Annotated in this window: 30 protein-coding genes; 13 read left to right on the top strand and 17 right to left on the bottom strand. The window is 63.6% G+C overall.

Translation table 11 applies throughout. The features are described from left to right. Position 1: 1 nt before the first annotated feature. Together AC1D08_RS16310 and AC1D08_RS16315 are read right to left on the bottom strand one after the other, a co-directional pair. Complete coding sequence (locus AC1D08_RS16310) at positions 2 to 460, bottom strand: (2Fe-2S)-binding protein (RefSeq protein ID WP_457150452.1); 459 nt, start codon at positions 458 to 460, stop codon at positions 2 to 4. A gap of 267 nt (positions 461 to 727) precedes the next feature. Then, entirely contained in the window at positions 728 to 1645 is a 918-nt protein-coding gene (locus AC1D08_RS16315) for a polyprenyl synthetase family protein (RefSeq protein WP_457150453.1), read from the bottom strand. A gap of 78 nt (positions 1646 to 1723) precedes the next feature. On the opposite strand from AC1D08_RS16315, the gene AC1D08_RS16320 reads away from it, so the two are divergent. The 3 genes from AC1D08_RS16320 to AC1D08_RS16330 all read left to right on the top strand — a co-directional run bounded on the left by AC1D08_RS16320 (position 1724) and on the right by AC1D08_RS16330 (position 3492). Beyond that, positions 1724 to 2485, top strand: a complete 762-nt coding sequence (locus AC1D08_RS16320) for a biosynthetic peptidoglycan transglycosylase (RefSeq protein ID WP_457150454.1) — start codon at positions 1724 to 1726, stop codon at positions 2483 to 2485. Positions 2486 to 2626: 141 nt separating this feature from the next. Then, positions 2627 to 2809: a 50S ribosomal protein L32 gene (gene rpmF, locus AC1D08_RS16325; RefSeq protein WP_008834724.1), complete on the top strand. Its 183-nt coding sequence runs from the start codon at positions 2627 to 2629 to the stop codon at positions 2807 to 2809. 281 nt (positions 2810 to 3090) lie between these two features. Further along, positions 3091 to 3492, top strand: coding sequence for a hypothetical protein (locus tag AC1D08_RS16330; protein ID WP_095089382.1), 402 nt, complete (start codon positions 3091 to 3093; stop codon positions 3490 to 3492). 162 nt (positions 3493 to 3654) lie between these two features. On the opposite strand, the gene AC1D08_RS16335 is transcribed toward AC1D08_RS16330, so the two are convergent. The 3 genes from AC1D08_RS16335 to AC1D08_RS16345 all read right to left on the bottom strand — a co-directional run bounded on the left by AC1D08_RS16335 (position 3655) and on the right by AC1D08_RS16345 (position 5088). After that, on the bottom strand, positions 3655 to 4086 hold the full coding sequence (locus tag AC1D08_RS16335; protein ID WP_457150456.1) for a GlcG/HbpS family heme-binding protein: 432 nt from the start codon (positions 4084 to 4086) through the stop codon (positions 3655 to 3657). A gap of 169 nt (positions 4087 to 4255) precedes the next feature. Next, complete coding sequence (locus tag AC1D08_RS16340; RefSeq protein WP_457150457.1) at positions 4256 to 4489, bottom strand: hypothetical protein; 234 nt, start codon at positions 4487 to 4489, stop codon at positions 4256 to 4258. 77 nt (positions 4490 to 4566) lie between these two features. Beyond that, positions 4567 to 5088, bottom strand: coding sequence for a winged helix-turn-helix transcriptional regulator (locus AC1D08_RS16345; RefSeq protein ID WP_457150458.1), 522 nt, complete (start codon positions 5086 to 5088; stop codon positions 4567 to 4569). Between the two features lie 99 nt (positions 5089 to 5187). Between AC1D08_RS16345 and AC1D08_RS16350 the strand changes: the two genes are divergently transcribed. The 5 genes from AC1D08_RS16350 (at position 5188) to AC1D08_RS16370 (ending at position 8150) form a co-directional block, all read left to right on the top strand. Beyond that, the gene (locus tag AC1D08_RS16350) at positions 5188 to 6024 is read left to right on the top strand and encodes an alpha/beta fold hydrolase (RefSeq protein WP_477423560.1); all 837 of its coding nucleotides are present in this window, start codon (positions 5188 to 5190) and stop codon (positions 6022 to 6024) included. Between the two features lie 122 nt (positions 6025 to 6146). Continuing rightward, complete coding sequence (locus AC1D08_RS16355; RefSeq protein WP_457150460.1) at positions 6147 to 6803, top strand: glutathione S-transferase family protein; 657 nt, start codon at positions 6147 to 6149, stop codon at positions 6801 to 6803. A 5-nt stretch (positions 6804 to 6808) separates the two neighbouring features. Next, on the top strand, positions 6809 to 7144 hold the full coding sequence (locus AC1D08_RS16360; protein ID WP_095089377.1) for an ArsR/SmtB family transcription factor: 336 nt from the start codon (positions 6809 to 6811) through the stop codon (positions 7142 to 7144). Positions 7145 to 7155: 11 nt separating this feature from the next. Further along, the gene (locus AC1D08_RS16365; RefSeq protein WP_457150461.1) at positions 7156 to 7629 is read left to right on the top strand and encodes an SRPBCC family protein; all 474 of its coding nucleotides are present in this window, start codon (positions 7156 to 7158) and stop codon (positions 7627 to 7629) included. Between the two features lie 56 nt (positions 7630 to 7685). Further along, complete coding sequence (locus tag AC1D08_RS16370; protein WP_095089374.1) at positions 7686 to 8150, top strand: SRPBCC family protein; 465 nt, start codon at positions 7686 to 7688, stop codon at positions 8148 to 8150. 26 nt (positions 8151 to 8176) lie between these two features. On the opposite strand, the gene AC1D08_RS16375 is transcribed toward AC1D08_RS16370, so the two are convergent. The 3 genes from AC1D08_RS16375 to AC1D08_RS16385 all read right to left on the bottom strand — a co-directional run bounded on the left by AC1D08_RS16375 (position 8177) and on the right by AC1D08_RS16385 (position 10001). Next, positions 8177 to 8440 (bottom strand): ArsR/SmtB family transcription factor, encoded by a 264-nt coding sequence (locus tag AC1D08_RS16375; protein ID WP_095089373.1) that lies wholly within the window; start codon positions 8438 to 8440, stop codon positions 8177 to 8179. A gap of 32 nt (positions 8441 to 8472) precedes the next feature. Continuing rightward, a complete protein-coding gene (locus AC1D08_RS16380; RefSeq protein WP_095089372.1) occupies positions 8473 to 9720 on the bottom strand; it encodes an MFS transporter in 1248 nt (415 codons plus the stop codon). 86 nt (positions 9721 to 9806) lie between these two features. Beyond that, entirely contained in the window at positions 9807 to 10001 is a 195-nt protein-coding gene (locus AC1D08_RS16385) for a DUF1192 domain-containing protein (RefSeq protein WP_378922741.1), read from the bottom strand. A 112-nt stretch (positions 10002 to 10113) separates the two neighbouring features. On the opposite strand from AC1D08_RS16385, the gene AC1D08_RS16390 reads away from it, so the two are divergent. The 3 genes from AC1D08_RS16390 to AC1D08_RS16400 all read left to right on the top strand — a co-directional run bounded on the left by AC1D08_RS16390 (position 10114) and on the right by AC1D08_RS16400 (position 12508). Continuing rightward, positions 10114 to 11124 (top strand): NAD(P)H-quinone oxidoreductase, encoded by a 1011-nt coding sequence (locus AC1D08_RS16390; protein ID WP_477423562.1) that lies wholly within the window; start codon positions 10114 to 10116, stop codon positions 11122 to 11124. Between the two features lie 203 nt (positions 11125 to 11327). Further along, a complete protein-coding gene (locus AC1D08_RS16395) occupies positions 11328 to 11468 on the top strand; it encodes a DUF1127 domain-containing protein (protein WP_095089369.1) in 141 nt (46 codons plus the stop codon). A 347-nt stretch (positions 11469 to 11815) separates the two neighbouring features. Further along, a complete protein-coding gene (locus AC1D08_RS16400) occupies positions 11816 to 12508 on the top strand; it encodes a DUF1013 domain-containing protein (protein ID WP_095089368.1) in 693 nt (230 codons plus the stop codon). Positions 12509 to 12612: 104 nt separating this feature from the next. Here AC1D08_RS16400 and AC1D08_RS16405 read toward each other — a convergent pair whose 3' ends face one another. The 4 genes from AC1D08_RS16405 to AC1D08_RS16420 form a co-directional block, all read right to left on the bottom strand. Beyond that, the gene (locus AC1D08_RS16405) at positions 12613 to 13332 is read right to left on the bottom strand and encodes a helix-turn-helix transcriptional regulator (RefSeq protein ID WP_091578656.1); all 720 of its coding nucleotides are present in this window, start codon (positions 13330 to 13332) and stop codon (positions 12613 to 12615) included. Between the two features lie 70 nt (positions 13333 to 13402). Next, the gene (locus AC1D08_RS16410) at positions 13403 to 13813 is read right to left on the bottom strand and encodes a hypothetical protein (RefSeq protein ID WP_457150464.1); all 411 of its coding nucleotides are present in this window, start codon (positions 13811 to 13813) and stop codon (positions 13403 to 13405) included. A 158-nt stretch (positions 13814 to 13971) separates the two neighbouring features. Then, complete coding sequence (locus AC1D08_RS16415) at positions 13972 to 14562, bottom strand: DJ-1/PfpI family protein (RefSeq protein ID WP_457150465.1); 591 nt, start codon at positions 14560 to 14562, stop codon at positions 13972 to 13974. A gap of 83 nt (positions 14563 to 14645) precedes the next feature. Continuing rightward, positions 14646 to 14813 (bottom strand): hypothetical protein, encoded by a 168-nt coding sequence (locus tag AC1D08_RS16420; protein ID WP_457150466.1) that lies wholly within the window; start codon positions 14811 to 14813, stop codon positions 14646 to 14648. Between the two features lie 310 nt (positions 14814 to 15123). Here AC1D08_RS16420 and AC1D08_RS16425 point away from each other — a divergent pair, with 310 nt between their 5' ends. Further along, the gene (locus AC1D08_RS16425) at positions 15124 to 16071 is read left to right on the top strand and encodes a ring-cleaving dioxygenase (protein WP_457150467.1); all 948 of its coding nucleotides are present in this window, start codon (positions 15124 to 15126) and stop codon (positions 16069 to 16071) included. A 114-nt stretch (positions 16072 to 16185) separates the two neighbouring features. Next, positions 16186 to 16347: a hypothetical protein gene (locus AC1D08_RS16430; protein WP_082525434.1), complete on the top strand. Its 162-nt coding sequence runs from the start codon at positions 16186 to 16188 to the stop codon at positions 16345 to 16347. A 28-nt stretch (positions 16348 to 16375) separates the two neighbouring features. Here the strand turns inward: AC1D08_RS16430 and AC1D08_RS16435 are convergent, their stop codons facing one another. The 5 genes from AC1D08_RS16435 to AC1D08_RS16455 all read right to left on the bottom strand — a co-directional run bounded on the left by AC1D08_RS16435 (position 16376) and on the right by AC1D08_RS16455 (position 22560). After that, the gene (locus AC1D08_RS16435) at positions 16376 to 17092 is read right to left on the bottom strand and encodes an SGNH/GDSL hydrolase family protein (RefSeq protein WP_457150468.1); all 717 of its coding nucleotides are present in this window, start codon (positions 17090 to 17092) and stop codon (positions 16376 to 16378) included. A gap of 9 nt (positions 17093 to 17101) precedes the next feature. Beyond that, positions 17102 to 17887, bottom strand: a complete 786-nt coding sequence (locus AC1D08_RS16440) for a DUF899 domain-containing protein (RefSeq protein ID WP_457150469.1) — start codon at positions 17885 to 17887, stop codon at positions 17102 to 17104. A gap of 231 nt (positions 17888 to 18118) precedes the next feature. After that, entirely contained in the window at positions 18119 to 19144 is a 1026-nt protein-coding gene (locus AC1D08_RS16445; protein ID WP_457150470.1) for a class I fructose-bisphosphate aldolase, read from the bottom strand. Between the two features lie 186 nt (positions 19145 to 19330). Next, positions 19331 to 20527 carry a phosphoglycerate kinase gene (locus AC1D08_RS16450; protein WP_457150471.1) on the bottom strand — a complete coding sequence of 399 codons (1197 nt, stop codon included), beginning with the start codon at positions 20525 to 20527 and terminating at the stop codon, positions 19331 to 19333. Positions 20528 to 20670: 143 nt separating this feature from the next. After that, positions 20671 to 22560, bottom strand: coding sequence for a potassium/proton antiporter (locus AC1D08_RS16455; protein ID WP_457150472.1), 1890 nt, complete (start codon positions 22558 to 22560; stop codon positions 20671 to 20673). Positions 22561 to 22576 lie beyond the last annotated feature (16 nt).

Below are 22576 nucleotides of genomic sequence, written 5' to 3' on the forward strand. Positions count from 1 at the left end.
GTCAGGCTGGTTTGGCGGCGGCGTTCTTGATTGCTCGGCGGATGCGGATATAGGTCCCGCAGCGGCAGAGATTGCCCGCCATGGCCGCGTCAATGTCGGAATCGTCGGGTTGCGGGTTGCTGTCCAGCAGCGCCGTGGCCGACATGATCTGGCCGGCCTGGCAATAGCCGCATTGCGGCACTTCGGCTTCCATCCAGGCCTGCTGGACCTTGGCGCCATTGGGCGTGTTGCCGATCCCTTCAATGGTGACGACGGCGCGGGTGCCGACATCGCCAATGGTCAGTTGGCAGGAACGCACAGGCTTGCCGGCCACATGCACCGTGCAAACGCCGCATTGGGCGATGCCGCAACCATATTTGGTGCCGACCAGATTGAGATGGTCGCGCAGCACCCACAGAAGCGGCATGTCCTCCGGTACATCGACCGTGCGCAATTGTCCGTTGACCGTAAGGGTAACCATATGTCCGTACCTGCCTGACCATGAAGCCGTCGCATAAGCGCCTCTTCAAATTGTAGGGGGCCGGAGCTCCGCAGGTAGGATCGGTTGGATCACATTTAAGGGATCGCCGCTGGGTGGCCTGCGCAATCGGCAAACCGAGCGGTTGTTTGCAAAGTTGAAAGCAGTGGCGAGGGTGCCACCTCCTTGTGCGTCGCGGGTCCCCATTGTCTGGAGCCGGTGGCGACGGATTTCGCAATCCGATCGCGCCGACGTCCTGGCTGGCCAGCGTCAGTTGTTACGGGTCGCCACGAATGTCGCCGCTTCTTTCAGCAGCGCCGCCTGCTCCCCGTAAGGCGCGAGCAATTCATGCGCCTGGTCGACGAGGCCGTGAAGCTGGCTGCGCGCCCAGTTCGCGCCGTGCAGCGCCACCAGCGTCGCCTTTCCGGCGGCTGCATCCTTGCCGGTTGCCTTGCCCATCTGGCTGGCATCGGCGGTCAGGTCGAGCAGGTCGTCGGCAAGCTGGAAGGCAAGGCCGATCGCCGAGCCGAATTCGGCCAGCCGCTCGCGGTCCTCGGCCGGGGCGCCGGCGACCAGCGCCCCCGCTTCGCAGGCGAAGCGGATCAGCGCGCCGGTCTTCATAGCCTGCAGCCGGATGATGCCGGCCTCGTCCGGCGGCGCCTGTTCGGCCTCGAGGTCGAGCTTCTGGCCGCCGACCATGCCGCCGGCCCCGGCCGCGCGGGCCAGCGCCAGCACCAGGGCTGCGCGCCGCTCCGCTGGCAGCATGGTCGCCTCGTCGGCGATGATGTCGAAGGCCAACGTCAGCAAGGCATCGCCGGCCAGGATGGCGGTTGCCTCGTCGAACGCCTTGTGCACCGTCGGCAGGCCGCGCCGCAGGTCATCGTCGTCCATGGCGGGCAGATCATCGTGGATCAGCGAATAGCAATGCACGCATTCAAGGGCGGCCGCGACGCGCAGTGCCGCCTCGCCATCGGAGGAAAAAAGGGCGGCACCTTCCATGACCAGGAAAGGGCGCAGGCGCTTGCCGCCGTTGAGCACGCCGTGGCGCATCGCCGCCATCAGGCGGTCGGGCCGCGTGATCTCGCCCGAAAGCGCGCGGTCGTCGAGCAACCGCCGCAGCAGCACCTCGACGGCGGCTGCCCGTCTGATGAGCGCCATTTCGAACGCCATTTCGTCCTCATTCGTCATGGTCGGGACCGGTAGCCGACACTCAGACGTTGCGCAAGAAGCCAAGCGCCATTATGCCGGAGCAGGGAGAAGTACGGGTTGGGCGGCTTGGCGGAACCGATCGTCGATCATGAAACCGAAAAGCTGGACATGGCGACCAGATCGCGGAGCGTGAACCGCCGCGGTCTCAAGCGCTCGGTCCGGCGCGGCATCGTCGTGGCCGCGGTGCTGGCGCTCATACCAACGGTGCTGACGTTCCTCTATCTGCCGTCCTTCGTGCATCCGGTCTCGACGCTGATGCTGAAGGACCTGGCGACATTCTCGGGTTATGACCGCCGCTGGGTGTCGATCGACGACGTCGCACCTGTGCTGGCCAATTCGGTCATCATGTCGGAGGACGGGCAGTTCTGCTTTCATCGCGGCGTCGATCTCGGCGAACTGAGGGGCGTCGTCGACGATGCGCTGGCCGGCGAAGCAACGCGCGGCGCCTCGACCATCACCATGCAGACGGTCAAGAACCTCTTTCTCTGGTCACGACCGCTGGGCTCGGTGCGCAAGGTGGTCGAATTGCCGCTGGCCGTCTATTTCGACGCCGTGATGTCGAAACGGCGCATCATGGAGATCTATCTCAACATCGCCGAGTGGGGGCCGGGCATCTATGGCATCGAAGCCGCCGCACAGCACCATTTCGGCGTTTCGGCAAAACAATTGTCGCGACGGCAGGCCGCCCTGCTCGCCGTCTCCCTGCCAAATCCGATCGCCCGCAATCCGGCAAAGCCCGGGCCGGGCCTGAGACGGCTTGCGAACCTGATCGAGCGGCGGGCCGGCCGCTCCGGTGCGTATGTCGGGTGTCTGCAGTAGCCAGCTCAAAAAAATTCGCGGCAGTGCTGGCCAAAACGGCGTAGGGCGTGTATAGGCACCCGACTTTCTCAGATTCCGGCCCCGACACGGCCCTTTCACGAGGGCGGGCGGGGCTTTTTGACCATGTAATGGAGCATATCCATGGCCGTTCCGAAACGAAAAACCTCTCCGTCCAAGCGCGGCATGCGCCGCTCGGCCGACGCCCTCAAGGCCCCGACCTATGTTGAGGACAAGAATTCCGGCGAAATGCGCCGTCCGCACCACATCGACCTGAAGACCGGCATGTATCGCGGCCGCCAGGTGTTGACGCCCAAGGAAAGCTGAGACCAGCTTTTCGACGTATTGAGCATTCGAAAGACCGGCCGGTGGCCGGTCTTTTGCGTTGGGTGGGCCGATAATCGGGCGGCCTGCGTTGGCGCTTGGCCGCTTACCCTATGCCAAACGCGAAATGCCTGGCGTGGGCGATATTCATCAGGATCGTTGCGCCGGGGGCTGACATGGTTGTTGCATCCGGTCTTCGACCGTGTTCGTGGCATTTTACGAAAATTCTTGACGGCGTGCCTGTGGCGCATTCTACAGAGATTGCCCCCATATGGAGACGCCAGATGTTCGGTGCCGTCCCGCTTTTGATCGTGCCATTCGTGCTCTACAATCTCGGCCTGCTCGGAATATTCGGCGGCGGCGACGATCCGTGGGCGAGCGAAATCTTCTCCTTCCGCATGATGTCGGGCGGGGTGTTCTCGATGACTCTCGGCGACCTGATAGTGCTGATCGGGCTGATTTCCCTTTTCGCCGAAATGGTGAAGTCGGCGCGCACGACCGGCGCCTCGATCATGGATCATCTGTTGTCGACGCTGGTCTTCGTCGCGTTCCTGGTCGAGTTCCTGCTGGTGAAGGGCGCGGCACATTCCATCTTCTTCACGCTGATGGTCATCGCGCTGTTCGACGTGCTGGCGGGGTTTGCGGTGTCGATGCGGTCGGCGAGCAGAGACATCAATCTGAACTAAGGCTGCATTGATCTTCAGGTGATGCCGGCCTGCAAACGGCGGCCTCCTGCGCTTCCGGTGCTCACGTACCCAAAAGTACGCTCCGCTCCGGTTCTCGGAACCCACCATTTTCGACTCGGCCTGTCCTGAATATCAACGCAGCCTTGGCCGTGATATTAAAGCTCAGCCCGGGTCGGCAGTGAAGCCGGCCGCTTCGATGCCGGCGATGGCCGCCGCTTCGTCATTGTCCGACGTATCGCCGGAAATGCCGACGGCGCCGATGATGGCGCCGGCCTTGTCGCGGATCAGCACACCGCCGACGACCGGCAGCACGCGGCCGCCGGACACGTCCGAGATGCCGGCGACGAGATGCGGGCGTTCCTTGGCGAAGGCCTCGACGCGACGCGAGCCCATGCCGATGGCGAGCGCGCCATAGGCCTTGCCGGCCGACATTTGCGGGCGCAGGAACGAGGCGCCGTCCTGGCGTTGGAAGGCGACCAGATGTCCGCCGGCATCAAGCACCGAGACGCCCAGCGGCTTGAGCTTGAGTTCGGCGCCCCTGGCAAAGGCGGCATCGATGATTTGCCTGGCTTTTTCGAGCGGCAGCGCGGTCATGGCAGTCTCCTGTTTGAAAACGCGCCGATCATCAACCGTCAACGGGCACGGCAAAATCCCGGTTTCGGTTGAAATTGCTTCGCGTTAAGAGGTGGAATGGAACGATCCGGATATGGCGTTGCCATTTTGCAGCTTCCAGACCGGCAGTCGATCGTGCCGGCCGGCAGCACTATTTTTTTTTGGCGCGGGCAGGCTTCTTGGCGGGTGCCACCGGTGCGTTGGCAAGGTCTTCCGCTTCCTTGGCGAGACGCAGCGCCCGCAGCTTGTTGGTCTTGGCCTGGCGGGCGTCGCTCTCGGCGACGTATTCGGCCATCGCCTTCTGGCGGACGGTTGCCGCCTCTTCCTGCTTCTTGAAACGCAGGTCAGCACGCGCGCGGGCAGCATCCCGAGAGTTCTCAACCAAGACCTTATCCAATCCCGTGAATTGTGATTTTCCGCCCCTTCTAGCAGAGCCGGGCCTCAAACGGGAAAATATGTTGGTCAAGCGGCCGGGCTGGCGCCGGGGGCCTTGCTGGCGACCACGGCTTCATAGGCGGCCTGCAAGGTCGCACGGACAGAAGGGCCAGCCGATGTATCGAGCGGCATGCCGAGATGCTCGTGGCGCAACTCGTCCATGAACTTGTCCCACATCGGCGGCCCGCCCTTCTCCAGAAGCTCGGCGCGGATCGAGAGTTCCGCGCTGACCGGCAACCAGACACGGCCCCAGGCGCCGAGGTGGGCCAGGATCGGCACGAGGGTGATCGCCATCTCGGTCAGGCTGTAGATCGCCTTCTGCTTGTGGCTGGGATCGTCGGCCTTGGTTAGCATGCCCAGTCCCATCAGCCGCTTCAGCCGGTCGGCGAGGATGTTGGAGGCAATGCCCTCCATCGATCCGTTGAGCAGCTCGCGAAAGTGGCGCCTGCCGCCAAAAATCATGTCGCGAAGGATGATCAGGCTCCAGCGGTCGCCGAACACTTCGAGCGACAGGTTGATCGGGCATCCGGACCGGCGATCCATGCTCATAAGATTTTCTCCGCAAAACCGGTTGCATTATCGTATCAGTTTTATTATCGTGCAACCGATTGCAAAAAGCAATCAGTTTGCTGAGGAGGAGACCGAGCCATGACAACTATTGAGCGCCCCAAGATCGTATCCGAGGCCTTTGGCGATCCGGCAAACCCGCCGCTGTTGCTGATCATGGGATCGATGGCCTCGATGCTCTGGTGGCCGGAGGCGCTGTGCCGGAAACTGGCCGATGGCGGCCTGTTCGTCATCCGCTATGACAATCGCGATACCGGCCGTTCGACCAAATATCCGCCGGGCGAGCCACCCTACACATTCGACGACATGGCCGACGACGCGATGCGTGTTCTCGACGACCACGGCGTCGGCAAGGCGCATATCGTCGGCATGTCGATGGGCGGCATGATCGCCCAGCTCGTGGGCCTCAAGCACCGGTCCCGTGTCGCTTCGCTGACCGTGATCAGCAGCTCGCCCCTGGGGATCGACACGTCGCATCTGCCACAAACGAGCGATGCCTATATCAAGCATTCGGCCGACGGCGCGAAAGTCGATTGGTCGGACCGTGGCCAGGTGGTCGATTTCATGGTCAAGGATACGCGGGCGATCGCAAGCACCGTACATCCGTTCGACGAGACCGGGATGCGGACCTTCATCGAACAGGATTACGATCGATCCGGCGGTTTGCTGAGCGCGACGAACCACTTCATGGTCAAGGGCGGCGAGGCATGGAAGGGGCGCCTGCGCGAGATGACGGCGCCGCTGCTGGTCATCCATGGCACCACCGATCCGATCTTTCCGGTCGAGCACGGGGAGGCACTGACCGAGACCGTCGCCGGTGCGAAAATCCTTCGGATCGAAGGTGGGGGCCACGAGCTGCACCCGGACGACTGGGCTGTGATGGTCGCCGCCATCGTCGACCACGCTCAAGCCGATTGAGCCATCCTGCGCGGGCCTTGACGAGCAAGGCTCGCCGCAATAGTTAAGTAAATGCTTCAGTGTTAATCCTGCAAGCAGCATGGCACCGACCACTGGCGCATCTCGAAACAGACGAGCAAAAAATGTCCCTGACGCTTCATTTCCATCCGCTGGCCTCTTTCTGCTGGAAGCCGCTGATCGCGCTGTATGAGAACGGCATACCGTTCGCGCCGGTTGTCGTCGATCTCGGCGACACCGAGTCGCGCGCGGCCTTCCTGAAGATTTCGCCGACCGGCAAGATGCCGGCCCTGCGCGACGATGCGCGCGACCGCACGGTGCTGGAATCGACCATCGTCGTCGAATACCTGGCCGCCCACTATCCGGGGCCGGTCGACCTCGTCCCGGCCGACATCGACCTGGCGCTGGCGGTCCGGCAGTCCGATCGTTTCTATGATTTCTATGTGCAGGAACCGATGCAGAAGATCGTCGGCGACCGGTTGCGGCCGCAGGATAAAGCCGATCCGTTCGGCGTCGAGCAGGCCCGCGCCCAGCTGCGCAATTCCTACGCCATCGTCGAAGAGGAGATGCAGACGAAGAACTGGGCGGTGGGCGACGCCTTCAGCATGGCCGATTGCTCGGCGTCTCCCGCACTCTTCTACGCCAACAAGGTCGAGCCGTTCGGCGACAAATACCCGGCCGTGAAGCGATACCATGACCGCCTGGTGCAGCGCTCCGCTTTCGCCCGCGTGATCGAGGAGGCGCAGCCCTACTTCAAGTTCTTTCCCTACAACAACGGCTGATCGCAATGTTGCACGATCCTGCCCAGCTCGATCTGATGTTCCAGGCGCTCGCCGATCCGGCGCGGCGGCAGATGGTCGACCGGCTGTCGCGCGGCCCGGCTTCGGTAAGCCAACTGGCCGAGCCGCTGGCGATGTCGCTGTCGGCCGTCGTCCAGCATCTGAACCTTTTGGAGGCAAGCGGCCTCGTGCGCACGCAGAAGGTCGGTCGGGTGCGCACCTGCCAGATCGAACCCAAGGCACTGAGAGCAGCCGAACACTGGATCAATGAACGGCGTCTCGTCTGGGAGCGCCGGCTGGACCGGCTCGGCGATTTTCTGGCTGAGACCAAGGACAAAAGCTGAAGGAGGCAATTATGACGGAACGTTCCGTGATTCATTCGACCATCGTGTTGGAGCGCACCTACGACGCTGTGCCGGCGCGCGTGTTCCAAGCCTTTGCCGACCCGAAGGCCCGCATGCGTTGGGGCACGCCATCAAAGACTGCCGAACTGGTCTACGACAAGGCCGATTTCCGCGTCGGCGGGCTGGATGTCAGCCGCTGCGGTCCGCGTGGCAGTCTGATCTACCGGGTCGAAAACCGCTACGTCGATATCGTGCCTGACCAGCGCATCGTCTCGACCGAGCTCGTCTGCGAAGGGTGGGACCGGCTGTCCGCCTCGCTGATCACGATCGAGTTTCAGCCGGTCGGTGCGTCCACGTGGCTGGTGCTGACTGACCAGATCGTTGCCTTCGGCGACAAGGACATGATCGCCGGCAGCGAGGCCGGATTCAGCGCGGCGCTGGACAATCTGGCTGCCGAATTCGTGCCCGAGACCGCCGGTGCCTGACGATCCATCGATGAGGATCATGCTCTGAATTCAATCCATCCATCGAGGAAAATCCCATGACCGAGCGTTCCGTCGTCCATTCCACCTTCGTCATCGAGCGCAGCTACCCAGCGTCGCCCGCAAAAGTCTACTTCGCGCTAAGCAATCCGGCGGCCAAACGGCGCTGGTTCGCCGATCCGCACGATCCGGTGCCCAGCAGGCATGAAATGGATTTCCGCATCGGCGGCAAGGAGGTCAATGCCGGCTGTCCGAGCGATGGCCAGATGCATTTTTTCAATGCTGTCTATCAGGACATCGTGCCGGACCAGCGCATCGTCTACAGCTATGAGTTGTTGTTCGGCGAAACCCGTGTCTCGGTGTCACTGGCCACGATCGAGCTGCTTGCCGAGGGCGATGGCACGCGGCTTGTGATGACGGAACAGGGCGCCTTCCTCGACGGCCACGATACGTCAGCCACACGCGAGCATGGCACAGGCGAGCTGCTCGATGCGCTCGGCGCTTTCTTGCGCGAGGAAGCTTGAACTGCGTTGCCGATACGGCGGGGCCGTCAGGCTTCCCAGAACTGATCGAGCCAGATGTTGAGTTTGAGGAAGCCGGGATTGCTCACCGTATAGACGCGCCTGGTGCCTTCGGCCTTGGCGTTGACCAGCCCGGCATCGAGCAGCACTTTCAAATGTTGCGAAACGGCCGGGCGCGATACAGGCAAACCCGCAGCCAACTCGTTGACGGTTTTCGGGCCGCGGCGAAGTTCTTCCAGAAGATGGCGCCGGTTGGGATCGGCAATCGCCATGAAGGCGTCGGAAAACATCATGCCTTTATTAGTGAGGCAAAGCCTTTCGAATCTCAACTGTCTGCTTCTGCTTTTCTTCTGGGATCAAGCCGCAATGCTTCCGGCGTCACCGACCGGTCGGCCGGTTGCGTCTTGAAGGCGTCACGATCTTCGATCGGCACCGGAGCACGGCGGCTGATGCGCAGCAACGTATAGGCCGCCAGGCAGACATGCGCGAAAGCGGTCGCCAGGAACAGGCCTTCCGGGCGCGTCCAGCCCATCAAGGCGGCTGCCAGCAGAGGCCCGATCATCGTGCCGAAGCCGTAGAGCAGAAGCAGGCCGCCCGACACCTTGACGAAATCCTCGGCGCGGGCGTGGTCGTTGGCATGCGCCACCGCGATCGAATAGAGCGTATAGGCGAAGCCGCCATAGGCGGCCGTGAAGACGATGACGAAGACGCTGGAGCGTGGCTCGAACACGAAGATGGCAAGCGCAACCAAGGCCGCGCCGAAGGCAGCACCTGCCAGCACGAAACGCCGGTCGGTCTTGTCCGAGAGGCGCCCTGCAGGAAGCTGCATGGCGGCACCGGCAACGACCACCAGGCTCATCATCAGGGCGATCTCGGCCGTGGGAATGCGGATGCGCGCGCCATAGACGGCGCCAAGCGTGCCCCAGGCGCCGTTGGCGATGCCGATCAGGACGCAAGCGACAGCCGACACCGGGGAATTGACATAAAGGCCTTTGACGTCGAGCGAGACATCCTGCAGCGGCTTGGGGTGGGAAGCGGTCGAAACCGCGGTCGGGAGCAGTGACAGGCAAAACAGGATGCCGGTGATCATGAACAGGGAGGCCGATTTCACGTCGCCGCCGGCGACGATCATCTGTCCGCCCATGATCGAGGCATAGGTGACCATCATATAGAGGCCGAAGATGGTGCCGCGGTTCTCGTTGGTGGCCTTTTCGTTCAGCCAGCTTTCGATGACCATGAAGGCGCCGGCCATGGTGAAGCCGGTGAAGGCGCGCAGCAGGATCCAGACATACTCGTCGATGATCAGTCCGGTGAGCAGCGCCACGATGGCGCCCGATGCGGCAAAGGCCCCGAAGGCGCGCACGTGCCCGGCACGGCGCACGATGCGCGGTGCAAAGAAACAGCCGGTGACGAAGCCGCCGGCCCAGGCCGTGCCCATCAGGCCAAGCGATGCGGTCGAGAAGCCTTCCAACTGACCCCGCAGCGGCAACAGCAGCCCGTGCAATCCAGACGCCGCGAGCAGGAAGGCAGTGCCGCGAAGCAGCGAGAGGATCGGTCGGTAGGTTGCGAACATTGTTTGATCCGGCTCGGGTTGGCGGGGACGCTGGGTCTGAAGACAGTCGCATTCGGGCTTTTCGGCGGCGGGCCCTGCGCCCGCCTCTATCCGCGACGGAACAGTGCTTCGGCGGCCGATTTGGTGCTGTCCTTGGCCTTGAGCTCGTTTTCGAGGCGGGTGATCTCATCGCGCAGGATACCGATCCGCTCGGTCAATTCACCGACCGAAAGCAGCGACAGGTCCTGCCCGATCTCGTGCGGGCGCGCCTTCTTCTTGGGCTCGTCGTCGAAGATCGCCATCGTCGCTCCTCCCACATTGGCCATTTGCCTGATTTGGCAATCAGCATACATAGGGCAGGGGCGTCGATGCAAACAGCCGGTCGGATAGCGGCGAGGAAAGACGGGAAATCACATGGCGAGCGGACAGAAAATTCCGGCAAGAATGACGGCCATCGCGATCTCGGTGCCGGGCGGCCCCCGGGTGCTGAAACCCGAAACGCGCGACGTGCCGCAGCCGGGCCCCGGCGAGATCCTGATCAAGGTGCACGCCGCCGGCGTGAACCGGCCCGACATCCAGCAGCGCAAGGGCGCCTACCCGCCGCCGGCCGGCGCGTCCGACCTGCCCGGCCTCGAGGTGTCGGGCGAAGTGGCCGCCCTTGGCGATGACATATCGCGCTGGCGCATCGGCGACCGCGTCTGCGCGCTCACACCCGGCGGAGGCTATGCCGAATATGTCAAGGTTCACGCCGGCAGTGTGCTGCCGCTGCCGGCCGGCTTTACCCACACCGAAGCCGCGGCGGTGCCGGAAAACTACTTCACCGTCTGGCACAACGTGTTCGAGCGCGGCGGCCTGAAGAGCGGCGAGACACTGCTCGTCCACGGCGGCTCGTCCGGCATCGGCACCACGGCGATCCAGCTTGGCTCGGCTTTCGGCGCTAATGTCATCACCACCGCCGGCAGCAAGGAGAAGTGCGACGCCTGCCTGAAGCTCGGCGCCGACCGGGCGATCAACTATCGCGAGGAGGATTTCGTCGCCGCGGTCAAGGAGGCGACCGCTGGCAAAGGCGCCAATGTCATCCTCGACATGGTCGGTGGCGACTATGTGGCGCGCAACTACGAGGCCGCGGCGATTGAGGGTCGCATTGTGCAGATTGCCGTGCAGGGCGGCGCCGTGGCGAGCGCCGACTTGTCGAAGATCATGGTCAAACGGCTGACCCATACGGGGTCGACGCTGAGGCCGCGCACCGTCGAATTCAAGGCGGCAATCGCGGCAGCGCTGGAGGCGCAGGTGTGGCCGTTGCTCGGCACGCGCAAGGTCGCTCCCGTGATGGACATGATCTTCCCGCTCAGCGAGGCTTGGCGGGCGCATGAGCGGATGGAGGAGGGCGAGCACATCGGCAAGATCGTGCTCGACGTCGGCTAGGCCGCATCGAGTTCAGCTGCTGCGGGACTGACCTGAATCTCGACACATCCTGATCGTGCGCCTCGCTGCCTACAAGATGAACAGAGGCTTAATGGTGCAATGCAGCATTTGCATCATTGCTATGCAAAAACGGCCGTTCAAGTCCTGATCGATGATGACTATTTGAGCACCACCGAAACGAACAACCCATTTGGAGGACTACCATGAACCCGATCCGCGCTTTCCGTAACTGGCGTAGGTACACCGAGACCGTGCGCGAACTGAACAGTCTCAACGCACGTCAGCTCAACGATCTCGGCATCAACCGCGCCGACATCGAAAAGATCGCCCGCAAGGCCATCTAAAGCCGAGCACGGTCCGCGCAGGCGGACGGTGCCGTAGAAGCCAGAGCCGCATCAGACGGATCCCGTCGCGGTTCCGAGCCCGCTGGACCCAGTCCGGCGGGTTTTGTCGTTCTGGGGGTCGGCCGACCAGGGCCGGTCGACCGCGGCCTCCGTCGGCAAAGCCAGTTTGTCGCTGCTCAAGAGCGCGAAGCCGTTCCAGTGGTCGCGGGCCACGGTTTCTGGCCGATGACATCCAAAAACATTGCGAAGCGGCGACGGAGCGGCTATACAGGCCGCGAATTTCCCATTTTGGTGGCTCTAAACCACCGCCCGCGCGGGAACGCGGGCGAACGAGAAGGATTTTTAGAATGGCCAATACGCTGCTGATGCCCAAGGCGACTGCCGTCTGGCTGGTCGACAACACCGCGCTTTCTTTCGAGCAGATCGCGCAGTTCTGCGGGCTGCATCCGCTCGAGGTCAAGGCGATCGCCGACGGCGAATCGGCGCAAGGCATCAAGGGCATGGATCCGATCATGACCGGCCAGTTGACCCGCGACGAGATCGCGCGAGCCGAAAAGGATCCGAACCAGCGCCTGAAGCTTTCGGACCCCAAGGTGCGGGTGCCGGAATCCAAGCGCAAGGGTCCGCGCTACACGCCTCTGTCTAAGCGCCAGGACCGGCCGAATGCCATTCTGTGGCTGGTGCGCAACCATCCCGAACTGAAAGATGCGCAGATCTCCCGCCTCGTCGGCACCACCAAGTCGACGATCGAGCAGATCCGCGAGCGCAAGCACTGGAACTCGGCCAATCTGCAGCCGATGGACCCGGTGACGCTGGGTCTCGCCTCGCAGATCGACCTCGACATGGAAGTCAACCGCGCTTCGCGTGGCCGCGAACAGGCGCAGCCGGTCGGCGACACGCTTTTGCCAGCGGCCTTGACCGAGCGGCTGGTGCCGGCTCCGGAGAAGCCGAAGGACGAGGACGCCGAGCTCGACGCCAACGCCGTTTTCGCCAAGCTCTCGGCCCTGAAGTCGAAGAACACGGACAACGACGACGAGTGATATTTCCGACACCCAACAAAAAGCCCGCTTCGAGCGGGCTTTTTTTGTGCGGTCCGGCAGTTCCTTTTTACTTTGACGCCGTTCACCCATTTCCTGGAGTTGCTCTAGGTCCGCGCAGCACGGTCCGGCGCCATGCCGTAATCCTCGCTGCGCTCCACTGCCCGATAGAAGTCGGCAAGCTGCTTGCCTCGCTCCGGCTTGAAGATGCGGCCGGCGATGACCACCGAAGCGATGCGATCGATGCGGAAGGCGCGAAAGTCGTCACGCATCTCGCACCAGGCGACCAGCGTCCACACCTTGCCCCAGAACCACAGGCCGAGCGGACGGATATCGCGTGCGGTGCCGCGGCCGGCCTCGTCGCTATAGTCGATGGTCAGAACCTGGCGCTTTTCGACCGCGCGCTCGATCAGGTCGATCGCTTCGCGGGCGGCGTCGCTGACCACCCACATCGGCGTGTGGATCTCGGTGCGGGCGATGCGGTCCTTCTCGGCATCCGGCAGCACCGCACCGATCTTGACCAGCGCCTCGTCGGCAGCGCGCGCCATGGCGGCGCCGCCAAAGGCGCGCACCATGCGGGCGCCGGCAACCAGCGCGACGATCTCGTCACGCGTGAACATCAGCGGCGGAAGGTCGAAACCCTCCCTCATCATGTAGCCAACCCCGGCCTCGCCGTCGATAGGCACTCCGGTCGACTGCAGGTCGGCGATATCGCGGTAGATGGTTCGCTCGGAAACCTCGAGCCATGTGCCGAGCTTCTGGGCGGTGACCAGACGGCCACCGCGCAGATGCTGCACGATCTGGAAGAGCCTGTCGGCGCGGCGCATCGTTTGGTCCCTCGGCGTTGTTTCTATGCATGCCGCCCAAAACCGCAGAACAGTTTTGGGGCGGCATGCATCATGGTTTCAGCCCTTCGCGCTTGCGCTGCGCGGCGACGAATGCCGCGCCGAAGGACAGTTTTCTCGTGGTCGGCGTGTTCGAGTCGAGCACGCGCCAGAACGGCGCAATATCGCTCAGTGTCATGCCGCGCTCGAGATCCTCGTTGGCGGCCTCGGCAACAGTGCGCAGATGATAGCCGATGGTGACCGGGCATGTCACTTCGGCGCCGTGCTCGATGGCAAGCGCCGTGCGCAGGGCGCGGACATCCATCTCCACGCCTTCCGGGATCGAGCGGATGAAATCATCGACCTGGCGTGCAGTCGGCACCAGCATCGGCTGGCCCTCGATGACATCGGCCATCGTGCGCGGCGTCGGCTTCACGCCGTTGATACCGGGCGTATTCAGCCTGTCGTTCCAGCTCTTCACCATTCCGCGAGGCCCTTCCCGTAGAAGGCTCCTGTCCTGTCCATGTCAGTGACGGGAATCTGGAACCAGGCCGAAGCTTTTGCAGCAATGGAAGCCATGCGTTTCTCCCGAAGTGAGTTTGCTCGCGACACCTATTGCACGTCTATCCTGACAGCATACTGTCAGGAGGCTTCAGCATACTCCTTGGCGAACAGCGTCCGCATCTGCGCGAGATCGCTGCTTCTTTCCGGATAGAGCGTCTTCAGAAAGGCGAGCGCGAATGTGCCCGGCGCCGAGCCCGGCGCGGAAACCACAGCGCCGTCGGCAACGGCATGCGGCACGTCCTGATAGTTGCCGTTGCCGGGATAGCCGGCTTCATGACTGTTGATCCAATCGCGGCCATTGCTGGTGTGCCTGGCCTTCTCGAACAGGCCGGCTCGGGCCAGCGCCAACGTGCCGGCGCAGACACCGCCAACGACGCCGCCGCGCGACGCAACAGCGGTGAGCAGGTCTGCCGCATCCGGTGGCGCCTTGCCTGTCCACTGGTCGGAGCCGATGACGACGATGGCGTCGAGATCGGCATTCTCCCTAGCTTCAGCAGAGCGATCTGGTGTCAACTGAAAACCGCTGATCCCGGTCACTGGCTTGCCACCGGGCGTCAGCGATACGGCGCGCGCACCGAACCATTCGACCGCCGAGGCCGCCAGCAGCCCATATTCCCAGTCGGCAAAGCCGTCGATGAAAAGAAAGCCGATCTGCTTCTGTTTGGGCATGAGCTCGCTCCTCCCTTGCGCGCCGGACTTATTATCTGGGCCTTGGGGCGCCCACATCCAACCGCTGTGTCGAAAAATTCGTCTCAATTGCCGCGGTAGCGACGTTCGGCATACATGTCCGGCCAGCCGATATCCTTGCGAATGTCCGCCGGCAGCGAGTTCATGAACCGCTGGGTGCGGATCTCGTTGCGCATCGTCCGTATCTTGCCGACATAGTGCTGCACGCCGCGCAGAAGGGTGGAACCGTTCATAGCTAGTCTCCTCTCTTTAACTGGAGGCAGTATCGCATACCCCTCCTGACAGCAGTCTGTCAGGAGGGTGGCAGGGCGCGGACGATAGTTGTGATCGCAGTGTACCCCGAGAGAAGACATCGTTTTCGCTGCATCAAGTCGAGGCCATGCAGCACGCTTGCCGGTCGGGATTGTTCACCGAGCGAATATCGATCGAGGGTCCATTGTTCAATCCTGAGCGACGGACTGTCAGGATACGCGGTCTTCAGCGACGTGGCCGAAGTTCTGATATGGAGGGAGAAAATTATTCCCCAAAAACAGGGAGACGACCATGAGCCTGCAACTGACAGGAATCCACCATCTGACGGCAATCACCGCCAATGCGCCTGGAAATCTTCATTTCTACACAAAGGTGCTGGGCTTGCGGCTGGTCAAGAAGACGGTGAACCAGGACGACACCTCGGCTTACCACCTCTTCTATGCCGACGGCGAAGCGACACCGGGCACCGATCTTACCTTCTTCGACTGGCCGGTTGGCCAGGAGCGGCGCGGCACCCATAGCATCGTGCGGACCAGCCTCAGGGTCGGCAGGCAGGAAAGCCTTGCCTGGTGGAAGCAGCACCTGACCAGCGAAAACATCGCGACGAGTGAGATCGCCGACATCGGCGGCTACCCCAGCCTGGATTTTGAGGATCCCGAGGGCCAGCGTCTGCGCCTCATCAGCGATGACGGCGAGGGCGACAGCCACCCCTGGGCGCACAGCCCGGTGCCGGCTGAGCATCAGATTCGCGGGCTCGGGCCGATCGTCATCAGCGTTCCCGACATCACCAACACCGAGGCGATGGTGACGCAAGTGATGAACATGCGCAAGGCCCGCGACTATGCCTCGCCGGAAGGTCAGGTTCACGTCTTCGAAATGGGCAAGGGCGGACCGGCGGCGGAGCTTCATGTCCTTGTGCAGCCTGGACTGGCGCCGGCAAGGCAAGGCGCCGGTGCGGTCCATCACGTCGCCTTCAGGGCGCCGGACCAGGAGACGCTGCATCAATGGACGGCGCGGCTGGCCGAATTCCGACTGCCGTCGAGCGGCGAGGTCGAGCGCTATTACTTCCGTTCGCTCTATTTCCGCGAGCCGAACGGCATCCTGTTCGAGATCGCCACCGATGGGCCGGGGTTCACCGCCGACGAGCCGCTGGAGACGCTGGGTGAAAAGCTGGCCTTGCCGCCGTTCCTCGAACCGAAGCGCGCCTCGATCGAGGCCGGCCTCAAGCCGCTGAAGTAGATCGTTCCTCAGTCAAGGCGGGCGCCGCGTTCCGGCTCGGGATCGCGGCGCCCATTCTTCTCGGGCAACGACGACGTGCTTTGACAGCCGGCCGTGTTGCTGGTCAAAGGCGGCATGTCGAAACTCCTCGCGCTCGTCATTGTTGGCATCATGGTCATCCAGCTGATCAAGCCGCTCGGCTGGCCGGGGCTGAAACGGCGCAGCGACTTCTGGAAGCTGGCGCTGCTGGCGATGGCGGCGATTTCCATAACAGCCGTGCTCGGACACTGGACATAAGCCTGCGCCAACCAAGCCCGGCTCCAGTTCAGCTGGCAAGTACCAGGCCGGCGAGATGCTCAGCCCATGCCCGGTAGCCGGCTTCCGAGGCGTGAAAACCGTCGGAGGCAAAACCCTCTTCAGGATTTGTGATCGGCAGGCGCGGCGCCGGCACCGCGCCGCGTTCCAGGCAAAGGCGTTCGCCCATCCGGTTCATCTCCGCGGCACGGATCTCCAGGATCTTGCCGAGCAGCGACGGCATGGCCGGTGCCCGCGTGAACTCCAGCACCGGAGACCACACCACGCGCGCTTCCGGCCATTTGGCGCGCAGCGCATAGAGCAGGCCGCCGAACTCCTTCTTGAAGCGCGGCACCGAGTGAAAATTCTTGGTGTCGTTGGTGCCGATGGCGAGCACGATATGTGTCCACGGATCGGCCGACAGATTGGGCAGGACATGGTCGCGGATCTGGCCCGACGTTGCCGAATTGAAGCCGGCCGCCCGCCAGCGCACGGCGCGGCCGGTGTCCTGCGCAATCAGCACGGCGAGTTGCGCGGCAAGCCCGTTCTCCGAATTGCCGATGCCAACCGAAGCGGCCGAGGAATCCCCCAGCACCAGAAGCGAGATTGGCGGCGCCTTGCCCTGGATATCGTGCATGACCGGACCCTGCGCCGGCAGCATGCGCGTGGTACGGCGGCGCACGCCGAGGCCTTGCCAGACATAGACCGGGTAGGCGAGCCAGGTGAGAAGGGCGAGAGGGCGCTGCATGCGCACCCTTTAGCGCATGTTGCGCCCGAGGTGAACGACCGGCTCGCCGACACGCTGATCGCAACAGGTTTCCTGCACTCCAGACCGGTCGCCATATTCATCGTGCAGCCGCACCCAGTCCATCAGGCCATGATAGGGGCCGGTCTCGTTGCGGCCCTTCGGCGTCATGTCGAGATAATCATATGTGCCGATCAGCGCTTCGCCCCCGCGGGCGCGCGACATGAACGTGAGAAAGATGTCGCCGTTCTCGTCTCGGTAGAAAACGCTGGTGCCGGGAAGTTCCTTCGACGTCCGGGGAATTGTCTCGAAATTGTAAGTGGTGTCGCCAGCCGCGATCTGCTTGTCGGTGAAGGAGACCTGCATGTCGAAGTTGAAATCCGAGGCATAGGACGACACCCAGTCGAACTTCCAGCCCATGCGCTGCTTGTAGGGCAGCAATTCGGCCAGCGGCGCCCGCGAGATCACGACCAGCGACACGTCGTGATGCCTGAGATGCTGGTTGGCCCCGTCGATATGGTCGGCAAGGAACGAGCAACCCTCGCAATGATGGTTGCACCCCGGCCCGAACATGAAGTGGTAGACGATCAACTGGCTGTTGCCGGCAAACAAGTCCGCCAGTTTCTTCGGCCCTTGCCCGGTCTCGAAGACATAGTCCTTGCGGATCTTCAGCCAGGGCAGTTCACGCCGTTCGGCGGCGATGCGCTCGCGAAGCTTGGTGAGTTGTTTCTCGCGCGCCAGATGCGCCTTGTGCGCCTGAAACCAGTCTTCGCGCGAAACGACCTTGTTGCGGTTCATGAACCTCTCCCTGTCTGTCATCCCAAGGACGTTCGGGACGGGCGAAAACCGACATCGCCGGTTGTTTGTTTTTGAGCATGATCTTGCGAAACCGGATTCCAGTTTCGGGATCACGCTCCAGCGCCGGAGAGGAAGTAGGGATGCAGGCGAGCCGTCCCAAGCCCAGGCAAGCCACAAACAAAAACCCGGGCGCAGCGGCCCGGGTTCGAAGGAAGACGGAAAAAGCCCCGATCAGGCGGCCTGCTCCAGGCTCGCCTTCCATTTCCCAAGTGCGGCCAGATGGTTCATGTGGGCACGGTGGGTGAAGGCGGCCTGGCCGGCGGCGACGTTCGAGGCCTTGCCGCTCCACGCTTTCTGCGGTGCGGCCTGCAGGGCGCGGCCATAGGAGAAGGTCAGCTTCCACGGGTGCGGCCCGATGGCGTTGATGGCGTTGAGGTTGGCGGTCGCTTCCTCGTCCTCCTGGCCGCCGGAGAGGAAGGCGATGCCAGGCACCGCTGCCGGCACAGTCTCGCGGAACAGTTTTATCGTCATTTCCGCGACTTCTTCCGGGCTGCTCACCTTGCCCGATTTCCTGCCGGCCAGCACCATGTTGGGCTTCAGGATCGTGCCTTCGAGCACGACGCGTGCCGCATGGAGCTCGTCATAGAGCTTGATCAGCGTCGCCTTCGAAATCGCATAGCAGGTGTCGATGTCGTGGGCGCCGTCCATCAGCACTTCCGGCTCCACGATCGGCACGATGCCGGCTTCCTGGCAAAGTGCTGCATAGCGGGCGAGCGCATGGGCGTTCGAGCTGATCGAATTGGCCGAAGGCACGCCCTTGCCGGTGTCGATGTCGATCACCGCGCGCCATTTGGCGAAGCGGGCGCCGAGCTTGTAGTAGTCGGCAAGGCGCTCACGCAGGCCGTCGAGGCCCTCGGTGACGGTGTCGCCGGGGAAACCGGCCAGAGGCTTGGCGCCGGCATCGACCTTGATGCCGGGGATGGCGCCGGCCGCCTTGATGATATCGACCAGCGGCGTGCCGTCGGCGGCCTTCTGGCGGATCGTCTCGTCGTAGAGGATGACGCCGGAAATATACCGGGTCATCGCCTCCCTGGCGCGGAACATCATCTCGCGGTAGTCGCGACGGCTGTCGGCGGTCGATTCGACGCCGATGACGTCGAAGCGCTTCTTTATGGTGCCGGAACTTTCGTCGGCGGCCAGCAGGCCCTTGCCATCGGCCACGATCGCGGCGGCAATGTCTTCGAGACGTTCGCTCATTCTGCTTCTCCTGAAACGGTTGTCTTCCGCGCTTAACGGAAGTCTACCGCCAAAGGAATGGCATCGGAAAGCTCGAATCGATTGAAAGTCTCGAGAGCCCTTGCCCGCTCTCTTTGTGTTGATCGAGGCGTTCGGTTTAGCCGCATTTCCGCGGCGCCAGGCGTTTCCGCCTAGCTGAAGAATGCTCTAGTGCTTCAGCACGTCGACGCCGGGCAGCGGCTTGCCTTCCATCCATTCCAGGAAAGCGCCGCCGGCGGTCGAGACATAGGTGAAGTCGTCGGCGACGCCGGCATGGTTGAGTGCCGCCACCGTGTCGCCACCGCCGGCGACCGAGACCAGCTTGCCGGCCTTGGTGCGCGCCGCCGCGTGCTTCGCTGCCGCCACCGTCGCATGGTCGAAGGGCGCGATCTCGAAAGCGCCGAGCGGGCCATTCCAGACCAGCGTTGCGGCGCGGTCGATCCATTCGCCAATGGTCGTTACGGTTTTGGCGCCGACATCGAGGATCATGCCGTCGGCCGGCACCTCCGAGATGGCGACGGTCTCGCAGGCCGCACCGGCCTTGAATTCCTTCGCGACGACGCCGTCGACCGGCAGGATGATGGCGCAGCCGGCCTCGGCCGCTTCGATCATGATCTGCTTGGCAGTGCTGGCGAGATCATGCTCGCACAGCGATTTGCCGACATCGGTGCCGCGCGCGGCAAGGAACGTGTTGGCCATGCCGCCGCCGATGACCAGCGCGTCGACCTTCTTCACCAGATTCATCAACAGGTCGATCTTGGTCGAGACCTTGGCACCGCCGACAATGGCAACCACCGGACGGACCGGATTTCCCAGACCCCTCTCCAGCGCCTCGAGCTCAGCCTGCATGGTGCGGCCGGCGAAGGCCGGCAACAGACGCGCCAGCCCCTCGGTCGAGGCGTGGGCGCGGTGCGCCGCGGAAAAGGCGTCGTTGACGAAGATGTCGCCGCAGGCGGCGAGCCTTTCGGTGAAGGCCGGATCGTTTTTCTCCTCGGCCTTGTAGAAGCGGGTGTTTTCGAGCAGCAGCACGTCGCCCTTGTCCATGGCGGCGATGGCGCTTCCCGCCGTGTCACCGACGCAATCGCTGGCGAAGCCAACGGGCCGGCCAAGCACATCGGCTGTCGCCCTGGCGATCGGCTCCAGCGAGAATTCGGGCGAGGGGCCATCCTTGGGCCGACCGAAATGGGCGAGCAGGATAACCTTGGCGCCCTTGGCGGACAGCTCCGCGATGGTCGGCGCGATGCGTTCGATGCGGGTGGCGTCGGTGACCTTGCCGTCGGCGACAGGCACGTTGAGGTCGACGCGCACCAGCACGCGCTTGCCGCTGATGTTGCCGATGTCGTCGAGAGTCTTGAAGGCGGCCATGCAGGTTCCTTTCGCAAAAAATCGGGGGACCATACCCCGCGCCAACGATGATGCAAGGCTTAGGCTGGGTTCGATACGAAATTTTGAAGCCGGTACCAGGGCCGTGCCGGCAGCGGGTGAGGGGCAGCGCAGCGATCGCCGTGTCAGCTCTCGGTCGCAGCCTTCTCCGCTGCCGGTTCCGGCGCCGGCTTCTCGCCCGCCCGCGCCTCGGCCAATTGCGTCTCGGTCGGTTTGCGCCAGTTGCGGATAAAGGCAGAGAGCCGGTCGCCGATTTCGCCGGCGCTCAGGAAAACCGGCACCCGCGCCACCGGTGCGGTCGGCTCGAAGGAAAGGCCGAGGCCCATGATCTTGCCCTTATCGTCGACGTCGCGGACGATCAGCTCGATCGGACCGAGCAGTACACGGTCGGCATATTCGGCATGGCCGCCGAGCCGCCCAGTGACCAGCGCGCCGACGGTGAGCTTTTGCTCCGCTTCAGTCAGACCGGGCGCATAGGCGGCCTCCAGTTCGGCGGCGGAGCGCGCGGGGTCCACGGCGAAGGCGCCGAAGAAATCCGCATCCTCGGGATCGACCACCGCGCGGCTGGCGAACAGCTTGTCGAGCAGGCGAGGATAGCGATCCGGCACGAAAATATAGACCTGGTCGCCGGCGGCGAGCCTGCCCATGTCCTGGAAGCGCATCGAGCGCCCGTCGCGCAGCACCAGCGAGGGCCGCGCCCAGCGCGGAATGCGCTCGCCGCGCGCCACCGGACTGCCGTGTGCCACGCGATAGGCAAGAAGCTCGTGATGGGCCGAGCCCGGCAATTCCAGCTCGACCTTGTCTAGTGGGCCGAGCCGCGCCGGCACGATTAGGCCGAGACGGCGCGCCAGCGGCCCGACGGTCCAGCCCTGGATGACCAGTGAGACCAGCACGATGATGAAGGCGGTGTTGAAGATGATACGGCCGTTTTCCAACCCGCCGAGCAGCGGGGTGATGGCGAGCAGGATCGACACCGCGCCACGCAGGCCGACCCAGGAGACGAAGGCGACTTCGGGACGCGGCAATCGGAACGGGATCAGGCAGAGCCAGACCGCGATCGGGCGGGCGACAAACATCAGGAACAGGCCGAGCGCTATCGCCGGCACCATGATCGCGGGAAATTGCGATGGCGTCGCGAACAGGCCGAGGATCAGGAACATGATGATCTGCGCCAGCCATGACATACCGTCCTGGAAGCGCTTGAGGATGGTGACGGCGCGGATGTCGGAATTGCCGGCGATCAAGCCCGCGAGATAAACCGCCAGGAAGCCCGAGCCGCCGATGGCACCGGCGGCGGCAAAGATCATCAGCGACAAGGTCAGCACGAAGATCGGCAGCAAGCCGTGATCGAGATTGAGCCGGTCGACGAGGCGCACGATGGCGAGGCCGCCAAGCGCGCCGACGACGGCGCCGAGGCCCATGTTGATGAGGAAGCCTAGGGCCAGGCTGGTGACCAGCACATTGGCCTCGGGGTTGGCGTGAGCGGCGATGATCTCGACCAGCGTGATGGTCAGGAAGATGGCGATCGGGTCGTTGGTGCCGGATTCCACCTCGAGCGTGGAGCGCACGCGCTCGCGCAGATTGATTTCGCCGGCGCGCAGCAGGAAGAACACCGCCGCGGCATCGGTGGAGGCGACGGCGGCGCCGAGCAGGAACGATTCGAGCCAGGTGAGGTCGAGCAGGTAGTGGGCGGCGGCGCCAAACAGGCCGGTGGTGAGAAGGACGCCGAAGGTCGCCAGCGACAGCGCCGGTCCCGCCGCCTGCCGCAAGGCGTTGAGCGGCGTGCCGAAACCGGAATCGAACAGGATGACGGCCAAAGCCAGTGAGCCGGCAAAATATGCGATGCGGGCGTTGTCGAACTCGATGCCGAGGCCATCGGTGCCGGTGGCCAATCCGATGCAGAGAAACAGAAGCAGAAGCGGGGCGCCGAAGCGGAAGGCGATCAGGCTCGAAAACGCGGCGGCGACGACAAGTGCTGTGCCGACCAGCGTGACGAGATAGATCGCATGCTCCATCCTGAAATCAGCCCCT

The organism is Mesorhizobium sp. P2_E6, from assembly GCF_056403835.1.

Bases quoted from the DNA above. Each gene is read 5' to 3' on its own strand.
- AC1D08_RS16310 (WP_457150452.1), bottom strand. From the start codon at position 460: ATGGTTACCCTTACGGTCAACGGACAATTGCGCACGGTCGATGTACCG.
- AC1D08_RS16315 (WP_457150453.1), bottom strand. From the start codon at position 1,645: ATGACGAATGAGGACGAAATGGCGTTCGAAATGGCGCTCATCAGACGG.
- rpmF (WP_008834724.1), top strand. From the start codon at position 2,627: ATGGCCGTTCCGAAACGAAAAACCTCTCCGTCCAAGCGCGGCATGCGC.
- AC1D08_RS16330 (WP_095089382.1), top strand. From the start codon at position 3,091: ATGTTCGGTGCCGTCCCGCTTTTGATCGTGCCATTCGTGCTCTACAAT.
- AC1D08_RS16335 (WP_457150456.1), bottom strand. From the start codon at position 4,086: ATGACCGCGCTGCCGCTCGAAAAAGCCAGGCAAATCATCGATGCCGCC.
- AC1D08_RS16345 (WP_457150458.1), bottom strand. From the start codon at position 5,088: ATGAGCATGGATCGCCGGTCCGGATGCCCGATCAACCTGTCGCTCGAA.
- AC1D08_RS16350 (WP_477423560.1), top strand. From the start codon at position 5,188: ATGACAACTATTGAGCGCCCCAAGATCGTATCCGAGGCCTTTGGCGAT.
- AC1D08_RS16355 (WP_457150460.1), top strand. From the start codon at position 6,147: ATGTCCCTGACGCTTCATTTCCATCCGCTGGCCTCTTTCTGCTGGAAG.
- AC1D08_RS16360 (WP_095089377.1), top strand. From the start codon at position 6,809: ATGTTGCACGATCCTGCCCAGCTCGATCTGATGTTCCAGGCGCTCGCC.
- AC1D08_RS16365 (WP_457150461.1), top strand. From the start codon at position 7,156: ATGACGGAACGTTCCGTGATTCATTCGACCATCGTGTTGGAGCGCACC.
- AC1D08_RS16370 (WP_095089374.1), top strand. From the start codon at position 7,686: ATGACCGAGCGTTCCGTCGTCCATTCCACCTTCGTCATCGAGCGCAGC.
- AC1D08_RS16375 (WP_095089373.1), bottom strand. From the start codon at position 8,440: ATGATGTTTTCCGACGCCTTCATGGCGATTGCCGATCCCAACCGGCGC.
- AC1D08_RS16380 (WP_095089372.1), bottom strand. From the start codon at position 9,720: ATGTTCGCAACCTACCGACCGATCCTCTCGCTGCTTCGCGGCACTGCC.
- AC1D08_RS16385 (WP_378922741.1), bottom strand. From the start codon at position 10,001: ATGGCGATCTTCGACGACGAGCCCAAGAAGAAGGCGCGCCCGCACGAG.
- AC1D08_RS16390 (WP_477423562.1), top strand. From the start codon at position 10,114: ATGGCGAGCGGACAGAAAATTCCGGCAAGAATGACGGCCATCGCGATC.
- AC1D08_RS16395 (WP_095089369.1), top strand. From the start codon at position 11,328: ATGAACCCGATCCGCGCTTTCCGTAACTGGCGTAGGTACACCGAGACC.
- AC1D08_RS16400 (WP_095089368.1), top strand. From the start codon at position 11,816: ATGGCCAATACGCTGCTGATGCCCAAGGCGACTGCCGTCTGGCTGGTC.
- AC1D08_RS16405 (WP_091578656.1), bottom strand. From the start codon at position 13,332: ATGCGCCGCGCCGACAGGCTCTTCCAGATCGTGCAGCATCTGCGCGGT.
- AC1D08_RS16410 (WP_457150464.1), bottom strand. From the start codon at position 13,813: ATGGTGAAGAGCTGGAACGACAGGCTGAATACGCCCGGTATCAACGGC.
- AC1D08_RS16415 (WP_457150465.1), bottom strand. From the start codon at position 14,562: ATGCCCAAACAGAAGCAGATCGGCTTTCTTTTCATCGACGGCTTTGCC.
- AC1D08_RS16420 (WP_457150466.1), bottom strand. From the start codon at position 14,813: ATGAACGGTTCCACCCTTCTGCGCGGCGTGCAGCACTATGTCGGCAAG.
- AC1D08_RS16425 (WP_457150467.1), top strand. From the start codon at position 15,124: ATGAGCCTGCAACTGACAGGAATCCACCATCTGACGGCAATCACCGCC.
- AC1D08_RS16430 (WP_082525434.1), top strand. From the start codon at position 16,186: ATGTCGAAACTCCTCGCGCTCGTCATTGTTGGCATCATGGTCATCCAG.
- AC1D08_RS16435 (WP_457150468.1), bottom strand. From the start codon at position 17,092: ATGCAGCGCCCTCTCGCCCTTCTCACCTGGCTCGCCTACCCGGTCTAT.
- AC1D08_RS16440 (WP_457150469.1), bottom strand. From the start codon at position 17,887: ATGAACCGCAACAAGGTCGTTTCGCGCGAAGACTGGTTTCAGGCGCAC.
- AC1D08_RS16445 (WP_457150470.1), bottom strand. From the start codon at position 19,144: ATGAGCGAACGTCTCGAAGACATTGCCGCCGCGATCGTGGCCGATGGC.
- AC1D08_RS16450 (WP_457150471.1), bottom strand. From the start codon at position 20,527: ATGGCCGCCTTCAAGACTCTCGACGACATCGGCAACATCAGCGGCAAG.
- AC1D08_RS16455 (WP_457150472.1), bottom strand. From the start codon at position 22,560: ATGGAGCATGCGATCTATCTCGTCACGCTGGTCGGCACAGCACTTGTC.